The 16,081-nt window shown below is 58.0% G+C and carries 17 protein-coding genes; 8 read left to right on the top strand and 9 right to left on the bottom strand.

Annotated features, from left to right (window positions below; genetic code table 11):
- Positions 1–64: 64 nt before the first annotated feature.
- Positions 65–1,435: a magnesium transporter gene (mgtE, locus tag MWU60_RS12350; RefSeq protein ID WP_247227635.1), complete on the top strand. Its 1,371-nt coding sequence runs from the start codon at positions 65–67 to the stop codon at positions 1,433–1,435.
- Entirely contained in the window at positions 1,435–1,974 is a 540-nt protein-coding gene (locus tag MWU60_RS12345; RefSeq protein WP_247227634.1) for a 5-formyltetrahydrofolate cyclo-ligase, read from the top strand. The genes mgtE and MWU60_RS12345 overlap by 1 nt, the downstream gene beginning before the upstream one ends.
- Positions 1,975–2,036: 62 nt before the next feature.
- Here MWU60_RS12345 and MWU60_RS12340 read toward each other — a convergent pair whose 3' ends face one another.
- From MWU60_RS12340 to MWU60_RS12325, 4 genes are all read right to left on the bottom strand, one after another.
- Positions 2,037–2,786: a YebC/PmpR family DNA-binding transcriptional regulator gene (locus tag MWU60_RS12340; protein ID WP_247227633.1), complete on the bottom strand. Its 750-nt coding sequence runs from the start codon at positions 2,784–2,786 to the stop codon at positions 2,037–2,039.
- A 73-nt stretch (positions 2,787–2,859) separates the two neighbouring features.
- The gene (locus MWU60_RS12335) at positions 2,860–4,641 is read right to left on the bottom strand and encodes an SLC13 family permease (protein ID WP_247227632.1); all 1,782 of its coding nucleotides are present in this window, start codon (positions 4,639–4,641) and stop codon (positions 2,860–2,862) included.
- Positions 4,634–5,554: a DMT family transporter gene (locus tag MWU60_RS12330; protein ID WP_247227631.1), complete on the bottom strand. Its 921-nt coding sequence runs from the start codon at positions 5,552–5,554 to the stop codon at positions 4,634–4,636. Before MWU60_RS12330 ends, MWU60_RS12335 begins: the two co-directional genes overlap by 8 nt.
- Positions 5,551–6,366: a TIGR00282 family metallophosphoesterase gene (locus MWU60_RS12325; RefSeq protein ID WP_247227630.1), complete on the bottom strand. Its 816-nt coding sequence runs from the start codon at positions 6,364–6,366 to the stop codon at positions 5,551–5,553. Before MWU60_RS12325 ends, MWU60_RS12330 begins: the two co-directional genes overlap by 4 nt.
- A gap of 86 nt (positions 6,367–6,452) precedes the next feature.
- Here MWU60_RS12325 and MWU60_RS12320 point away from each other — a divergent pair, with 86 nt between their 5' ends.
- Positions 6,453–7,355 carry a DMT family transporter gene (locus MWU60_RS12320; RefSeq protein WP_247227629.1) on the top strand — a complete coding sequence of 301 codons (903 nt, stop codon included), beginning with the start codon at positions 6,453–6,455 and terminating at the stop codon, positions 7,353–7,355.
- 42 nt (positions 7,356–7,397) lie between these two features.
- Here MWU60_RS12320 and choV read toward each other — a convergent pair whose 3' ends face one another.
- From choV to choX, 4 genes are read right to left on the bottom strand one after another with little or no spacing between them, the layout of a single operon-like run.
- Complete coding sequence (gene choV, locus MWU60_RS12315) at positions 7,398–8,405, bottom strand: choline ABC transporter ATP-binding protein (RefSeq protein ID WP_247227628.1); 1,008 nt, start codon at positions 8,403–8,405, stop codon at positions 7,398–7,400.
- Positions 8,402–8,809: a GFA family protein gene (locus MWU60_RS12310; RefSeq protein ID WP_247228011.1), complete on the bottom strand. Its 408-nt coding sequence runs from the start codon at positions 8,807–8,809 to the stop codon at positions 8,402–8,404. The genes choV and MWU60_RS12310 overlap by 4 nt, the downstream gene beginning before the upstream one ends.
- A 5-nt stretch (positions 8,810–8,814) precedes the next feature.
- Complete coding sequence (gene choW / locus MWU60_RS12305; protein ID WP_247227627.1) at positions 8,815–9,648, bottom strand: choline ABC transporter permease subunit; 834 nt, start codon at positions 9,646–9,648, stop codon at positions 8,815–8,817.
- Positions 9,649–9,706: 58 nt separating this feature from the next.
- The gene (choX, locus tag MWU60_RS12300) at positions 9,707–10,630 is read right to left on the bottom strand and encodes a choline ABC transporter substrate-binding protein (RefSeq protein WP_247227626.1); all 924 of its coding nucleotides are present in this window, start codon (positions 10,628–10,630) and stop codon (positions 9,707–9,709) included.
- A gap of 81 nt (positions 10,631–10,711) precedes the next feature.
- On the opposite strand from choX, the gene betI reads away from it, so the two are divergent.
- From betI to MWU60_RS12275, 5 genes are all read left to right on the top strand, one after another.
- Positions 10,712–11,296: a transcriptional regulator BetI gene (gene betI / locus MWU60_RS12295; protein WP_247227625.1), complete on the top strand. Its 585-nt coding sequence runs from the start codon at positions 10,712–10,714 to the stop codon at positions 11,294–11,296.
- The gene (gene betC, locus MWU60_RS12290) at positions 11,293–12,801 is read left to right on the top strand and encodes a choline-sulfatase (RefSeq protein ID WP_247227624.1); all 1,509 of its coding nucleotides are present in this window, start codon (positions 11,293–11,295) and stop codon (positions 12,799–12,801) included. The genes betI and betC overlap by 4 nt, the downstream gene beginning before the upstream one ends.
- A gap of 77 nt (positions 12,802–12,878) precedes the next feature.
- Positions 12,879–14,537 carry a choline dehydrogenase gene (gene betA / locus MWU60_RS12285; RefSeq protein WP_247227623.1) on the top strand — a complete coding sequence of 553 codons (1,659 nt, stop codon included), beginning with the start codon at positions 12,879–12,881 and terminating at the stop codon, positions 14,535–14,537.
- A gap of 84 nt (positions 14,538–14,621) precedes the next feature.
- Positions 14,622–15,266 carry a thermonuclease family protein gene (locus MWU60_RS12280; protein WP_247227622.1) on the top strand — a complete coding sequence of 215 codons (645 nt, stop codon included), beginning with the start codon at positions 14,622–14,624 and terminating at the stop codon, positions 15,264–15,266.
- A gap of 83 nt (positions 15,267–15,349) precedes the next feature.
- Complete coding sequence (locus tag MWU60_RS12275) at positions 15,350–15,589, top strand: YdcH family protein (protein WP_247227621.1); 240 nt, start codon at positions 15,350–15,352, stop codon at positions 15,587–15,589.
- Here MWU60_RS12275 and MWU60_RS12270 read toward each other — a convergent pair whose 3' ends face one another.
- On the bottom strand, positions 15,590–16,042 hold the full coding sequence (locus MWU60_RS12270) for a carbon monoxide dehydrogenase subunit G (protein ID WP_247227620.1): 453 nt from the start codon (positions 16,040–16,042) through the stop codon (positions 15,590–15,592).
- Positions 16,043–16,081 lie beyond the last annotated feature (39 nt).

Below are 16,081 nucleotides of genomic sequence, written 5' to 3'. Positions count from 1 at the left end.
CGCAGAAATCTGCGTTGTGCCACAGCCCTGAGTGATTATGTTGCCCTAGCAGCAAGGAAGTCCCATGGCCGAACCCGAATCCACCGAAGACGAAGCATTCGGCATCACCGACCGGCTGGTCAGTGACGTGCTTGATGCTGTCGGACGGGGTGATGGGGCCTTCCTCAGTGAAGCACTTGATCCCATGCACCCCGCTGACGTTGCGCATTTGCTGGAACAGATTGATGTTCGCGACAGGCGCGCGCTGCTGGTCACTTGGCCCGGTGGGCTGGAAGGTGGCGTACTTTCCGAACTCGACGAAGAGCTGCGTGAAGAGGTCATCGAACAGCTTGCCCCGGCGGAACTGGCCGAAGCCGTGCGTGATCTGGAAAGCGACGATGTCGTCGACCTTGTCGAATACCTTGATGACGCGCAGCAAGAGGCGGTTCTGGATGCGCTGGATGCCAGCGACCGTGTTGTTGTCGAACAGGCGCTTGCCTATCCCGAGGAATCCGCCGGACGCCACATGCAGTCCGAACTGGTGCGCGCGCCAGAACACTGGACCGTGGGCGAGGCGATTGATTATCTGCGCTCTGATGTGGTCCTGCCGGATCAGTTTTATCACATCATTCTGGTTGACCCTCGGCTTAAGGCTGTGGGTTACGTCACACTGGGACGCGTCCTGAGCCATGCGCGTGATACACCACTGCGCGATATCGTCGAAGATACGTTCCGCACGTTCCACGTCGCTCAAGATGTGGAAGAGGTGGCGCAGGCGATTAATCACTATCACATGATCACGGCGCCGGTGGTGGATGATGATGACCGGGTCGTCGGTGTGATTACCATTGATGACGCGATGATGTTCCTCGAAGAAGAAGCAGAGGAGGACATCCTGCGCTTGGCCGGTGTCGGCGAAGGCAGCCTCTCTGACCGCGTCATTGCCACGACAAAGCGGCGCTTTCCTTGGCTTGCGGTCAATCTGGTGACGGCGATTTTTGCGTCAATGGTGATCTCGCTTTTTGAAGAAACGATTGCGGGGCTCGTCGCATTGGCCGTCCTGATGCCCATCGTGGCCTCAATGGGGGGCAATGCAGGCACGCAATCGCTGACGGTCGCCGTGCGCGCGCTTGCAACACGCGACCTGACAACCGCAAACGTCTGGCGGGTCATTAAACGCGAGGTGCTGGTCGGGCTGATCAACGGTCTGATCTTTGCCGTGGTGATGGGTATCGTCGGGGTCGTCTGGTTCGGGTCACCGATGCTGGGCGTTGTGATTGCCGTCGCCATGGTGATCAATATGGTTGTTGCCGGTTTGGCTGGCACGGTTATCCCCGTTGTGTTGGAAAAGATGGGGATCGACCCCGCGCTTGCGTCCGGTGCTTTCGTGACCACCGTCACGGACGTCGTTGGCTTCTTTGCCTTCCTCGGCCTTGCCGCCATTTGGCTTTTGTAATGGATAAAACAGCGGCCCGCACCGCCGCTTTCGCCCGGCGCAAAGCGGCCCACCAACCGCATGCAGCCACCGCTGGCTATCTGAGCGAAGTGCTCGCCGGGCATCGTGGCGTCCCCTTGGCTGGCTATATGGCGATGCGGACCGAAATCGACCCCACCCCGGCGATGGAAGAGGCCGCAGCCCATGGACCCGTTGGCGTGCCGGTCATCATCGGGGCAGGGCAGCCGCTGAAGTTTCGGATTTGGGAACCTGAGTGTCCGCTGATCAAAGGTGAATTTGGCGCGATGATCCCAGAGGCGGGCGATTGGATGACACCGCAAATCGTGATTGTGCCGCTGGTGGCATTTGACCGCAACGGCGGGCGCCTGGGCTATGGCGGTGGTTTCTACGACCGCACCCTGGAACAACTGCGCGCCGCCCAACCCACAATGGCCATTGGCTTTGCCTATGCAGCCCAAGAAGACGCCAACCTGCCACTCGAACCCACCGATCAACCGCTTGACCTGATCGTGACAGAGCAGGGCATCATCACGCCCTGATCATCTTCTCATGTTTAAAAATACCTCGGGGGAGGACCGCAGGGACGGGGGCAGCGCCCCAGCTACTCTTCCGCGAAGGCCGCCATCACCTCATCAGAGGCTTCAAAATTTGATGTCACACGCTGCACGTCATCATCTTCCTCAAGCGTATCCAACAGCTTCATCAGCTTGGTCAGACCCTCGACATCCAGTTCGGTCGTCATATTGGGCTTCCAGATCAGCTTGGTTGATTCTGACTCGCCCAGTTCCGCCTCAAGCGCGTTCGCCACGTCGTTCAGATCGGTGTCCGCGCAATAGATGACGTGGTTGTCATCATCGCTTTGCACGTCTTCGGCACCGGCCTCAATCGCGGCCATCATCACCGTATCGGCGTCGGCGACAGATGCGGGGTAGATCACCTCGCCTTTGCGGTCGAACATGAACCCGACCGATCCGGTTTCGCCCAGATTTCCGCCATTCTTGGAAAAAGTCGACCGCACGGTTGACGCGGTCCGGTTGCGGTTGTCCGTCATCGCCTCGACAATCACGGCCACACCGTTGGGGCCATAACCCTCATAGCGGATTTCGTCGTAATTCTCGGCATCGCCACCTTGCGATTTCTTGATCGCGCGGTCGATCACATCCTTCGGAACAGAGCTCGACTTGGCTTCCTTCACCGCCAGACGCAAACGCGGGTTTTTATCGGGGTCCGGGTCGCCCATTTTCGCGGCAACGGTGATTTCCTTGGCCAGCTTGGAAAACAGCTTGGAGCGCAATTTGTCCTGCCGCCCTTTGCGGTGCTGAATATTTGCCCATTTGGAGTGGCCAGCCATCGGAAAACCTCGTCTTCTATCGCGTTAATCTGCGTCTCTATACGGCAAGCGGCCCAGCGCCCGCAACCCCGGCTTAGAGCGGCCAGATAAAGGGGATCACAAAGGAAACAATAGGGGCCAGCGACAGGTTCAGCGGGACGCCGAACTTGAGGAAATCCGAAAACTTATATCCACCGGGACCATAAACCAGCGTATTGGTTTGATACCCGATTGGCGTCGCGAAACTCGCACTTGCTGCGATCATGACAGCCACCACCAAGGGACGTGGATCAACGCCAAGCGCACTGGCCAGACCGATGGCAATCGGTGTCATCACGACGGCGACGGCATTGTTGGATACCAATTCGGTCAGGATACTGGACAGCATATAGACCGCCAGCACGACAAAGAACGGCGGCAGCACCAGCATCACCGGCGAAAGCGTGTCAGCAATGATCGCAACAGCGCCCGAAGACTGCAACGCAGACCCGACGCCCAGCATGGCAAATATCAACGCCAGCAAGCGCCCATCGACATAGGAAAACGCCTCATCTGCGTCGATGCAGCCAGTCATTAGCACAATCGTCACACCAATCATCGCCAGCATCAGGATAGGGGCAACACCCAATGCCGCCAGCGTTACTACGCCGAGCAACACACCGATGGCCACAGGCGCATGTCCCCGGCGGTACGCGCGCTGCGACGGCGTTGATACATCACCAAGGTTCATATCCTCAGCCAGACGCTGAATATCCTCTGGCGCGCCTTCCAACAGCAGCGTGTCGCCGACGCGCACAACGATGTCATCAATCTGCGCGCTGATATTCGCGTCCCGTCTGTGCACCGCCAAAGGATAAACCGCATAGCGCCGCCGCAGTCGCATCGACCCAAGGCGTCGGCTGACCATCTTGCAGTTTGGCGTGATCAGCACTTCGACAGTGGTGGTTTCAACCGCAGACACCTGATCGACGCGCCGCAGTTCTTTGTTCTGTTGTAGTGACAAAAGCTCTGTCATTTCGGTACGCAGAACAATGCGGTCGCCCACCTGCAATGTCACGTCCTTGAGATTGCGCCGCAACGATGTATCCCCGCGCACGACGTCAATCAGGCGAACGCCATCGCGTTTGAACAACTGCACACTTGTGACGTCACGCCCAATCAGGTTGCTGTCAGGTGGAATGACCGCCTCAGAAAAGAACTTCTTCTTGGATCTGTCTGACAGCATCGTCGCCATGCTCTGCCGGTCCGGCAAAAGGCGCGGGGCCATAAAATAGAGATACGTGAAGGTCCACAGAACAACCACGACACCAATGGGGAAAATCTCAAGGATGCCAAACGGCTCCAGCCCAGAGGAGCGGGCGACGCCATCAACCAGCAAATTGGTCGAGGTGCCCAGCAAGGTCATCGTGCCCCCGACAATCGCAGCATAGCTTAACGGGATCAGCAATTTGGACGCTGACGTCCCCAAAGTGCGCGCCAGTTGCACAAAGACCGGGATCATCACGACAACCAGTGGCGTGTTGTTCATGATAGCACTTGCAAAGGCCACAAAGACCAACCCGCCACCAATCGCGCGCGCTGGGCTGACCTTGGCCTGCCGTTCTGCGATCTGTGTCATCGCATTCAGCGCACCGGTCCGCACCAACGCCCCCACGATGATGAACATCGCGGCAATCGTCCAAGGGGCAGGGTTGGCCAGCGCCATCACCGCGGCCTCATAGGGCAAAACACCCGTCGCCAACAGGATCGAGACCCCGATCATTGCGACCACTTCCGTCGGATAGACCTCGCGCAGGAACATCAGGAACATGCCCACGACGACGGCCATCGTCAAAATTGCGCTCTGTGTCTGGGTCAAGGAAAAAAAACTATCCATGAGCACGAGTGTCGCCCAGCGTTTGCGTTTCAGCAACCCGTGGCTGCACAAGGCTCAGACCGACAGCCATGCAACCCAATGCGGCCCAGACCCACAGGCTGTAGGTTTCGCCCAACAACAGCATCGCCCAGAACACGCCCGAACCGGTGACAACGTAACTGACCTGACCGGCGAAAACAGACCCCGCCCGTGCAATCAACCAGACATAGCCGGAGTAGACGAGCACATGGACGATCGAGCTGAGCAGGAGTGTGAAATCAGCAAGAATAAAAGGGGATTGCGGGACAAAAAACTCTCCGGTGCCAATCGCCAACGGCAGCGCGATCACCGTCCCGATAGCCGATGCCCCAAAAAGCACCTGAAACGGATCAAGCCCCGCCGTACCCCAGCGCGCCACGATGTTGCCTTCACAGGCATAGCAAAACGGGGCGATCAGGGCCAAAGGCAAGAAGGCGATCATCGCGCGTTCTGGCAGGCTCGCTTCCGGCAGGGCGATCAGACCTACGCCGATCAGCCCAAGGCAAAGGCCACCCAAACGGCGAAACGAGAACCGGTCGTTGCCCAAGGCAAGCGCGATAGGAAAAGCCATCATCGGGATCGTTGCAATGACAATTGACATGATGCCGGATGGCAAGTGGAACGCGGCACGGAAACTGGTGTAGCCGGGGATCAGCGTGCCGATGGTTGCAATCATCAACCAGACAGCCAGGGTCCGAACGGTAAACGGCATCCGCCCCATCTGCCGCCAGCGCAGCACGCCCAGCAGTGTCGCACCAATCAGCATCTGCCAAAAGACAATCCCGAATGGCTGATATCCTGCGCTTACCGTAATTTTGATCAGCGGTTGCGTCAGCCCCCAACCGCATCCCAGCAGCAACAGGAACCCTGTCAGCCGCATACGCTGGGATATCATGCAGGCCCCGTCTGCGACAGGCGTCCGCCTTGGCGGACCATCGCGGTTTTCACGGCTTTGCCTGTCATGTTGTCGGTCTCGACATAAAGGCCAGACAGCGTCGCTTCCTCTGCCGCAGGCGTAAATCGCGACTTTGGCATGCCGGTGACAAAGCGGCGCAAAGGCTCGGCTTTGTCCATGCCAATGACCGAGTTATAGTCGCCGCACATCCCCGCATCGGTCATGTAGGCGGTGCCACCCGGCAGGATCATCGCGTCGCCTGTCGGCACATGGGTATGCGTGCCGACAACAATGCTTGCCCGCCCATCGCAGAAATGGCCAGTCGCCATCTTTTCGGACGTGGCTTCGCAGTGGATATCAATGACGCTGGCCGCAACCTGACCACCCATCGGGTATTGGCGCAGCACCGCATCAAGGGCCGAGAATGGATCGTCGAAAGGACGCTTCATGAAAACCTGACCCAAAACCTGTGCCACAAGCACCTTGCGACCACCGGTGGCGTTGAACACCCGCGCACCAACACCAGGGGCGGCTTTGGAATAGTTCATCGGGCGAATGATGCGCTGTTCCTTCTCAATAAAGGTCAACATGTCTTTCTGGTCGAAGGCGTGATCGCCGAGGGTGACAACATCAGCACCCGCATCCAGCAAAATCTTTGCATGATCACCCGACAACCCCATCCCCGAGGTCGCGTTTTCACCATTCACGACAACGAAATCCAGCTTCCACGCGTCCCGTAGACGGGGCAGGTGGGTTACAATCGCGGCACGCCCAGAGCGGCCCATAACATCGCCAAGAAAGAGTATCTTCATGGCGGCGTTGTTACGGGGAACAGCGCGCTTCATCCAGTGGTTTCTGCGCGCTTGCACTTGGGCGGGCTTGGTGCGACGGATGGAGCATGGAAGCGCAATCCCAATCCCGGCCCGTCGTTGGCATCTTCTGGATGCTTTTTACCGGCCTGATGTTTGTGGCCGTCACGGCGGTTGTCAAACATGTGGGCGATGACGTGCCAGCAGCGCAGGCGGCATTTTTGCGATATGTTCTGGGTTTGGTGTTCCTGATCCCGATGATCAAACCGATCATGGCAGCGCATTTGACAGGGCGACAGAAGAAGCTGTTTTGGGCGCGGGGATTGGTGCACACGCTGGCAGTGATCTTGTGGTTCTTTGCCATGGCGCGCATTCCCATCGCTGAGGTGACGGCGATGAATTACCTTTCACCTGTCTATGTCTCGCTGGGGGCGGCGTTGTTCTTGGGTGAACGTTTGCCGCCACGGCGCCTGGCAGCGGTTATCATGGCGCTGATCGGGGCGATGATTATCCTGCGTCCTGGCGTGAAAGAGGTTGAACTTGGGCATATTGCCATGCTCGCAACTGCCGTGTGCTTTGCTGCGGGATACCTGATTGCCAAGCAACTCTCAGGGGAGGTTTCCGCGCCTGTCGTCGTTGGCATGTTGTCGATCACTGTGACTGTTGGGTTAGCGCCCTTTGCTTGGGCGGTGTGGGTGACGCCGACTTTGCCGCAGGTGGGGTGGTTGTTCCTTGTCGCCTGCTTTGCGACTGCCGGACATTACTCCATGACACTGGCTTTTGCGGCAGCACCGTTGACCGTGACACAGCCGGTGACATTCCTACAACTGGTCTGGGCGGTCCTTTTGGGGGCCGTCGTCTTTGGTGAAACTGTTGACGGTTGGGTCATATTCGGTGGTGCCGTGATTATGGCCTCGGTCAGTTTCATCACATGGCGCGAGGCGATCGCACGACGCAGAATAACGCCTGCTGCGCCTGCGACAAAGGTTTGATGCCTCCGGCGGAAGTTTGAAGGGACGAAGAAAGTTATTGGGTCAGCGAGGGCTAAGTCGCGCCAGTAACGAGGCTTGGGTCACGACGCCAATGGGCTGGCCATCTTCGGTGACTTGCAAGCCTGTGCCGTCGATCTGATGCATGATGTCCTGAACCGGTGTTTCCACGTCGATCATGGGACCTGAACCTGAGCCTTTGGTCATCACATCCCGCGCTGTCAGTACCCCCAGCGGGTTCATGTGGGCCACGAAATCAGCCACATATTTGTTCGCCGGATTAGTAAAAATATCGCGCGGCGTGCCGCATTGTACGATCCGCCCGCCTTCCATAATGGCGATACGATTGCCGATCTTGAAGGCCTCATCCAGATCATGGCTGACAAAGATGATCGTGCGCCCGCGTTGTTTTTGCAACTCCAGCAATTCATCTTGCAGACGTGTGCGGATCAGCGGGTCGAGGGCCGAGAACGGCTCATCCATCAGCAGGATTGGCGCGTCGGTGGCAAAAGCGCGCGCGAGGCCGACGCGTTGTTGCATGCCCCCCGAAAGTTCGCCGACAAGCGCGTCGGCACGGTCGGCAAGCCCGACCATTTCAAGTTCCTGATCAACACGTTTGAGCCGTGCAGTTTTTTCCATGCCGCCGAGTTCCAAACCGAGCCCGACGTTATCGCGGACCGTGCGCCATGGCAGTAGGCCAAATTGTTGAAACACCATCGACACGCATTCACGGCGCACCCGGCGCAAGTCACCCGCCGAGCTTTTGCCGACGCTGCAACTCCAGTCACCATCATGGATACGGACCTCGCCCCGGATCACCGGGTTCAGGCCGTTCACCGCACGCAGCAGCGTTGACTTACCCGAACCAGACAAGCCCATCAGGACCAAGATCTCACCCACTTCGACGTCGAGCGAGCAGTTATGCACGCCCAGTATCTGGTCGGTCTTTTCGCGGATTTCAGGACGCTCCAGCCCCTGATCCATCAAGGGCAGAGCCGTCTCAGGCTTGGCCCCAAACACGATGGATACGTTATCAAACTCAACAGCGTTCATTCGGTGTCCTCCATCGGATCAAAGCGCAAGATGCCTGCATCCCGGTTCTTGCCAATGTCCTTGGGGTGGTTCTGGCCATCGTGCACCAAAACCGCAGAGAGGAATGGCGTCTGTCCATCAAGACAGGCAAGGTTGATGCCGATTTCATTGGGGTTCGAGCGACGCCTGTGATGCGTATAAATCCCGCAGGTCTTGCAAAAATAGTGCTCCGCAACCTTGGTATTGAATTGGTAGAGCGTCAGATTATCGCGACCTGCAGTATAGGTGATGTCGTCCTTTGCCGCAGAAACGGCCACCGCCCCGCGTCGTGCGCAAAGCGAACAGTCACAACGCCGCGCCGATGCGATGCCATCAGAGAGCGTCACCGTAAACCTGACCGCGCCGCAATGGCAGCTTCCGTGCATGATGCTCATTTCGATTTCACTCGCAGCATCCGGTCGAGCATGATGGCGACAACAACGATAACGAAGCCCGACTCAAAGCCCAGCGATGTGTTTACCGTGTTCAGCGCGCGGATGACGGGCACGCCAAGACCGCTTGCACCCACAAGGGCCGCGATCACGACCATCGACAGCGAGAGCATGATAGTTTGGTTCAGGCCCGCCATGATCTGCGGCAGGGCAGAGGGCAGTTCGACCTTAAACAAGACTTGCCGCTTGGTTGCGCCAAACGCTTGTGCGGCCTCCAACAGCGGGGTCGGTGTCGAGGAGACGCCGAGGTGCGTCAATCGGATCGGTGCAGGCAGTACGAAGATCACCGTGGCGATCAGCCCGGGCACCATGCCGATGCCAAAGAACACGATCGCGGGGATCAGATAAACGAAGGTCGGCAGCGTTTGCATCAAGTCCAAGATCGGAACCATCGCACGGTACAGGCGGGGGCGGTGGGCTGCGGCGATGCCAATCGGTACGCCGATCCCCATGCAGACCACGCAGGCTGACAGCACCAGCGTGAGCGACTGCATTGTCTCTTCCCAGTAATCCTGATTGAGGATGAAGAGAAAGCCAATCACGACAAATAGCGGTGTTTTCCAGTTGCGCTGCAAAGCCCAGGTCAGGCCCGCAAAGGCCGCAATCACAAAGAACGGATGTGGTGTCTCCAGGACCCACAGGATGCCATCAATCAAGGCCTCCATCGCATCCGACAACCAGTCAAAGAAAAAACCAAAGTTGTCGTTCATCCAATCAAAGACGGATTTCGCCCATCGCCCGATTGGAATTTTGTTCTCTGTCAGCCAATCCATGCCGCACCTTCACCCCTCAAAGGAAGCAGGCCCCGGAAACCGAGGCCTGCCAAATCGTTTACATGCCTAAGGAGGCTTTCACGGCAGCGACGGCATCGCCGCCATCTGCAGCGGTCACACCGTCGAGCCAGCCCATGAACGCATCGGGGTTGGCAGATAGCCACGCGGTAGCGGCATCCGCCGGGTCTTCACCATCGTTCAGGATGGCACCCATAATTTCATTTTCCATAGCCAGCGTGAATTCGAGGTTCATGAGCAGCTTGCCGACATTCGGGCATCTGTCCACATATCCAGCAGATGTGTTGGTAAAGACGGTCGCACCGCCAAGGTTCGGACCAAACCAATCATCGCCCCCCTCAAGGTAGGACATATCAAAGTTGGCGTTCATCGGATGCGGTTCCCAACCAAGGAACACAATCGGTTCGTCCCGGCCAGATGCGCGGTCAACCTGGGCCAGCATGCCTTGCTCAGAGCTTTCAACGACTTCGAAACCATCAAGACCAAAGGCCCCGTCTGCGATCATGTCAATGATCAGGCGGTTGCCATCGTTGCCGGGCTCAATGCCGTAGATCTTGCTATCCAGCGCATCGGCGTTGGCTGCGATATCGGCAAAGGTGGCGATACCCATATCGGCGGCCGCTTTGTTCACAGCCAGTGTGTATTTCGCCCCTTCAAGGTTCGCGCGTACGGTATCGACGGTGCCAGCTTCGCGGTAAGGGGCGATATCTGCTTCCATCGTTGGCATCCAGTTGCCAAGGAAAACGTCGATGTCACCTTCGGCCAGTGAGATGTAAGTGACAGGCACGGACAGCACTTTGATGTCGGTCTCATACCCCAGTGCTTCCAGCACGACGGTCGTCGCAGCAGTTGTCGCGGTAATATCGGTCCAGCCCACATCCGAGAATGTCACGCTGTCACAGTCAGCAAAAGCAGGCATCGCGGCGCAAACGGCCAACACAGATAAGGTTGATTTCAACTTCATTTCTTTCTCCCTGATTTTTCTTGATTGACGAGTCAATAAAGAACGATTTATCTGCTCGAACTGTCCCCGATGAGGAAGATCATGCCCAAGCTTGGAATGGAGCCTATCCGCCGCGCCGCATTAGTAAAAGCCACGATTGATGAAATCGGGGCGGTTGGCAATCTGGATGTCACGGTCAGCAATATCGCCAAGAGGGCAGGCATGTCTTCGGCTTTGGCGCATCATTACTTTGGGGGTAAGGAACAGATCTTTCTGGCGGCGATGCGGCACACGCTGGCGCTTTATGCCGCCGAGGTGCGCACTGCGTTGTCAGGCGCTTCTGGACACCGCGCGCGATTGGAAGCGGTCATTCGGGCTGGGTTCACGTCGTCAAACTTCCAACCGGAAGTGATTGCGGCATGGCTCAACTTCTATGTCCTCGCCCAGACTTCAACGCCCGCCCATGAGCTTTTGCGCATCTATCAGCGTCGCCTGCACAGTAACCTGATACACGACTTGCGGCCCCTGATCGGTGCGCGCGCCGAAGGGGCGGCCGCACGGATCGCCGGACTGATTGATGGGCTTTATCTGCGCCAAGGGCTGTCGCGGGCCACGACCGAGCAGTCGGATGCGACCAGACACGCGCTGGCGCTTCTGCACATGGAACTTGAAGGGCGGACCCAATGAGCAAACCCAACATTCTGATCATCATGGTCGACCAGCTGAACGGCACATTCTTTCCTGACGGCCCTGCCGATTGGCTGCACGCGCCAAACCTCAAAAAGCTGGCGGCCAAATCCACCCGTTTCGCCAACAGCTACACAGCATCCCCGTTGTGCGCGCCGGGACGGGCATCTTTCATGTCCGGGCTGCTGCCATCGCGGACCGGTGTCTACGACAACGCCGCTGAATTCGCCTCATCCATCCCCACCTACGCCCACCATTTGCGGCGTGCGGGTTACCAAACCTGTCTTTCGGGAAAGATGCACTTCGTCGGACCGGATCAAATGCACGGGTTCGAGGAACGCCTGACCACTGATATCTACCCACCCGACTTCGGCTGGACACCGGATTACCGTAAACCAGACGAGCGGATCGACTGGTGGTATCACAACATGGGGTCCGTGACGGGTGCCGGGGTGGCCGAGATCACCAACCAGATGGAGTATGATGACGAGGTCGCCTATCATGCGACCCGCAAGCTCTATGACCTATCGCGCGGTCATGATGCGCGTCCTTGGTGCCTGACAGTCAGCTTCACGCACCCTCACGATCCATATGTAGCGCGCAAGAAATACTGGGACCTCTACGCAGACTGTCACCACTTGCTGCCAGAGGTCGGGCCCATTCCCTACGATGATCAAGACGCGCACTCCCAACGCATTCTTGACGCCAACGACCGCGATAACTTCAACATCACCGAAGACCATATCAAACGCGCCCGCCGCGCCTATTTCGCGAATATCTCCTACCTTGACGACAAGATTGGTGAAGTCCTGCAAACGCTGGAAGACACGCGGCAAGAGGCGACGATTCTCTTTGTATCCGACCACGGCGACATGCTGGGCGAACGTGGTCTCTGGTTCAAAATGTCCTTCTATGAAGGATCTGCCCGCGTCCCTTTGATGATCGCAAGCCCCGATATGGAACCGGGGCTGAACACCACACCCGTCAGTAACATCGACGTGGCACCCACGCTTTGCGATCTGGCGGGGATCGACATGTCCGAAGTGGAACCATGGACCACCGGCGAAAGCCTCGTCCATCTCGGACAAGGCGGCAGCCGCGACACGCCTGTCGCCATGGAATATGCCGCCGAAGGCAGCTATGCGCCGCTGGTCGCGCTGCGCTATGGCAAATGGAAATACACCCGCTGCGCATTGGACCCCGATCAGCTTTTCGATCTGAAGGCTGATCCGCATGAACTGACAAACCTCGCCGAAGAACCTGCCCACCAAGGCACGCGTACCCAACTGCGGGCCAAATCCGAAAGCCGCTGGGACCTTGCCGCATATGACGCCGCTGTGCGCCAATCCCAAGCCTGCCGCTGGGTCGTCTACGAGGCTCTGCGCAACGGCAACTATTTCCCGTGGGACTACCAGCCGCTGCAAAAGGCGTCCGAACGCTACATGCGCAATCATATGGACCTCAACGTGCTGGAAGAAAACCAACGCTTCCCCCGTGGCGAATAGCCCCGTCTTTCTTCGTCCAATCAAACTTCCGCCGGAGGCTCCGGCGCAGGCAACACATCCAAAGGCCAGATATTCAAATGCAAGCTGACTATGTCATTATCGGCGCGGGCTCTGCCGGTTGCGCCATCGCTTACCGCTTGGCGGAAGCTGGCAAACAGGTGCTGATCATCGAATATGGCGGCACAGATGCGGGGCCCTTCATCCAGATGCCAGCGGCACTCTCATACCCCATGAACATGAAGCGTTACGACTGGGGCATGAAGTCTGAACCTGAACCGCATTTGGGCGGGCGGCAGTTGGTCACGCCGCGCGGCAAGGTCATCGGTGGTTCATCCTCTATCAACGGCATGATCTACGTGCGTGGCCACGCCTGCGATTACGATTATTGGGCGGAAAGCGGCGCGCATGGCTGGTCCTATGCAGACGTGCTGCCCTACTTTAAACGGATGGAGCATTGGCACGACGGCGGCCACGGCGGCAATCCTGAATGGCGCGGCAAAGACGGCCCGCTGCATGTGACACGCGGCCCACGTAAGAACCCGCTGACACGGGCGTTTGTCGAAGCCGGACGGCAAGCGGGCTACCCGGTGACAGGTGACTATAATGGTGAACAGCAGGAAGGCTTTGGCCCTTTCGATGCGACCATCTACAAAGGAATGCGCTGGTCTGCGGCCAGCGCCTATCTGCGCCCTGCTCTCAAACGCCCAAATTGCAATATCACCCGTGCGCTTGCCCGCCGCATCGTCATTGAGGATGGCCGCGCCGTAGGTGTCGAAGTCAGTCGCGGCAGCAAGGTTGAGGTGATCGGCGCCAACAAAGAAGTCATCATCGCCGCCTCATCGCTCAATTCCCCGAAATTGCTGATGCTATCAGGAATCGGGCCGGCAGCGCACCTGCAAGAACACCGCATCGACGTTGTCGCCGACCGCCCCGGTGTCGGCCAAAACCTGCAAGACCACCTTGAACTTTACGTCCAGCAATCAGCAACCAAACCGGTCTCACTCTTCTCTTACTGGAACATTCGCGGCAAAGCCAAAATCGGGCTGGAGTGGCTGTTGTGGAAGACCGGTCTGGGCAGCTCGAACCAGTTTGAAAGCGCAGGATTTATCCGGTCCAAAGCGGGCGTCAAATACCCTGACATCCAGTACCACTTTCTGCCGATCGCGGTCAGCTATGATGGCAGGATCATCCCCGATGGGCATGGCTATCAAGCCCACGTCGGTCCGATGCGGTCCCAATCTCGGGGACAAGTCACGCTGCGATCAGCCGATCCCAACGACCACCCCAAAATCGAATTCAACTACATGTCACACCCGCAAGATTGGGAAGACTTCCGCACTTGCATCCGTCTCACCCGCGAAATCTTTGCGCAGCCCGCATTTGACGAATTCCGGGGCCGTGAAATCCAGCCCGGCGAGGACGCGCAAAGCGATGAAGAACTCGACGCAGTGATCCGCGACCATGCCGAAAGCGCCTATCATCCTTGTGGCACCTGCAAGATGGGTGACCCCGGTGATCCAATGGCGGTGGTCGACCCTGAAACGCGGGTCATTGGTGTTGAAGGCTTGCGGGTCGCCGACAGTTCGATCTTTCCGCGTGTCACCAACGGCAACACCAATGGGCCATCTTTGATGGTGGGCGAAAAGGCGGCGGATCATATTCTGGAACGCAATCTGCTGACGCCATCAAACGATCAGCCGTGGATTCACCCGCAATGGGAAACCAAGCAGAGATAACGGGCTGTCGCGGCGTTAACACAATCTTAACCTTTCTTAACGAATTGGCTTGATGCGGCGGCGGCTCAACCCCTAACTCGGGGGATGATCCGTATCTTTGCTTTTTTACTTACACTTCTGGCCGCGCCTGTGCTGGCCGCACCCAATGGCACGATCCGTGTCATCGACGCCGATACCATTGATGTCGGCGGCACCCGCGTCCGGCTTTTTGGGATCGACGCGCCGGAAATGGGCCAGCCTTGCTGGGCCGATGGGCGTGAATGGGACTGCGGGGCGTGGACGCGCGACGCCGTGCGCAACCGTTTTGAAGGGGCCTATGCACGCTGCACGACGCGCGACACCGACCGCTATGGTCGGGTCGTGGCACAATGCAGCGTCGATGGTCAGGACATGGGGCAGTTGATCGTCTACTCTGGCATGGCCTGGGCATTCCGGCGCTATTCGGAAACCTACGATCTTGACGAAAAGGCGGCTGCTGTCGCCGCGCGCGGGCTTTGGGCCGTTGAGGTTGAAATGCCCTCTGACTTCCGCGCCGCACAACTGACCGATAATCCTGCACCCAATCAGAACTGCGCCATTAAAGGCAATATCTCATCCGGTGGACGTATCTATCATGTGCCTGGGCAGGAGAATTATGCGCGCACCCGGATCAATCCAGCCAATGGCGAACGTTGGTTCTGCTCAAGCGCTGAAGCCGAAGCAGCAGGCTGGCGCGCCGCGCGTAGATAGCGGGCCGGACTTGATCCGTATCAAAGTGATTGTCGATCAAGAAAGCTAAGCTCCAATCAAGCAACAAATAAAGGAGCCTTGCGATGTCGCACACCCCTCATGAGCTGAACGAGGAATTCCCCGATAAGGTTGAGGCAATGCATGCGCTCAAGGAAGCAAATGCGCACTTTGCAAAGCTTTTTGATGAATACCATACGATCAACCGTGCCATTCACCGGGCCGAAACTGATATCGAGCCGACCGATGACATGCATATGGGCGAGATGCGCAAACAGCGTATGATGCTGAAGGATCAGATCGCCGCGGCCTTGCGGGACGCGTGATCAGGCGGCTTCGTTGCCCTCTACTGTATTCTGAAACCGTTCAAAGAATTCGTCCGCCATCTTGCGGGCGAACCCACCAATGATGCGGCTGCCAAGCTGGGCGAGTTTGCCCCCCACTTTGGCCTGCGCGGTATAGGTCAATTCGGTGCCGCCCTCGACGGTGGCCAACACAACATCCGCGCTGCCTTTGGCAAAGCCTGCCACGCCACCCTTGCCTTCTCCGGTGATCGTGTAGCTTTGGCCTGGCACCACGTTTTCCAACGTCACCTCGCCTTTGAAGGTCGCCTTCACGGGGCCGACTTTCTGTTTGACCACGGCGGCAAAGCCTTCTTCGGGGGACCCGGTCAGTTCTTCACAGCCTGGAATGCACGCCTTTAAGGTCTCGGGATTGTTTAGATGGGCCCAGACCGTGTCGATATCGGCGGCAATGACTTTGGTGCCGTTCAGTTCCATGGATAATCCTCCCCCAGTGTGACCATAGCATCCAGATTG

This window comes from Yoonia sp. F2084L, assembly GCF_023015625.1.
In the GTDB taxonomy this organism is placed as follows: domain Bacteria; phylum Pseudomonadota; class Alphaproteobacteria; order Rhodobacterales; family Rhodobacteraceae; genus Yoonia.
Note: the sequence above shows the minus strand (reverse complement) of the source record. Positions and strands in the feature narration are given on the sequence as shown.

Bases quoted from the DNA above. Each gene is read 5' to 3' on its own strand.
- mgtE (WP_247227635.1), top strand. From the start codon at position 65: ATGGCCGAACCCGAATCCACCGAAGACGAAGCATTCGGCATCACCGAC.
- MWU60_RS12345 (WP_247227634.1), top strand. From the start codon at position 1,435: ATGGATAAAACAGCGGCCCGCACCGCCGCTTTCGCCCGGCGCAAAGCG.
- MWU60_RS12340 (WP_247227633.1), bottom strand. From the start codon at position 2,786: ATGGCTGGCCACTCCAAATGGGCAAATATTCAGCACCGCAAAGGGCGG.
- MWU60_RS12335 (WP_247227632.1), bottom strand. From the start codon at position 4,641: ATGGATAGTTTTTTTTCCTTGACCCAGACACAGAGCGCAATTTTGACG.
- MWU60_RS12330 (WP_247227631.1), bottom strand. From the start codon at position 5,554: ATGATATCCCAGCGTATGCGGCTGACAGGGTTCCTGTTGCTGCTGGGA.
- MWU60_RS12325 (WP_247227630.1), bottom strand. From the start codon at position 6,366: ATGAAGATACTCTTTCTTGGCGATGTTATGGGCCGCTCTGGGCGTGCC.
- MWU60_RS12320 (WP_247227629.1), top strand. From the start codon at position 6,453: ATGGAAGCGCAATCCCAATCCCGGCCCGTCGTTGGCATCTTCTGGATG.
- choV (WP_247227628.1), bottom strand. From the start codon at position 8,405: ATGAACGCTGTTGAGTTTGATAACGTATCCATCGTGTTTGGGGCCAAG.
- MWU60_RS12310 (WP_247228011.1), bottom strand. From the start codon at position 8,809: ATGCACGGAAGCTGCCATTGCGGCGCGGTCAGGTTTACGGTGACGCTC.
- choW (WP_247227627.1), bottom strand. From the start codon at position 9,648: ATGGATTGGCTGACAGAGAACAAAATTCCAATCGGGCGATGGGCGAAA.
- choX (WP_247227626.1), bottom strand. From the start codon at position 10,630: ATGAAGTTGAAATCAACCTTATCTGTGTTGGCCGTTTGCGCCGCGATG.
- betI (WP_247227625.1), top strand. From the start codon at position 10,712: ATGCCCAAGCTTGGAATGGAGCCTATCCGCCGCGCCGCATTAGTAAAA.
- betC (WP_247227624.1), top strand. From the start codon at position 11,293: ATGAGCAAACCCAACATTCTGATCATCATGGTCGACCAGCTGAACGGC.
- betA (WP_247227623.1), top strand. From the start codon at position 12,879: ATGCAAGCTGACTATGTCATTATCGGCGCGGGCTCTGCCGGTTGCGCC.
- MWU60_RS12280 (WP_247227622.1), top strand. From the start codon at position 14,622: ATGATCCGTATCTTTGCTTTTTTACTTACACTTCTGGCCGCGCCTGTG.
- MWU60_RS12275 (WP_247227621.1), top strand. From the start codon at position 15,350: ATGTCGCACACCCCTCATGAGCTGAACGAGGAATTCCCCGATAAGGTT.
- MWU60_RS12270 (WP_247227620.1), bottom strand. From the start codon at position 16,042: ATGGAACTGAACGGCACCAAAGTCATTGCCGCCGATATCGACACGGTC.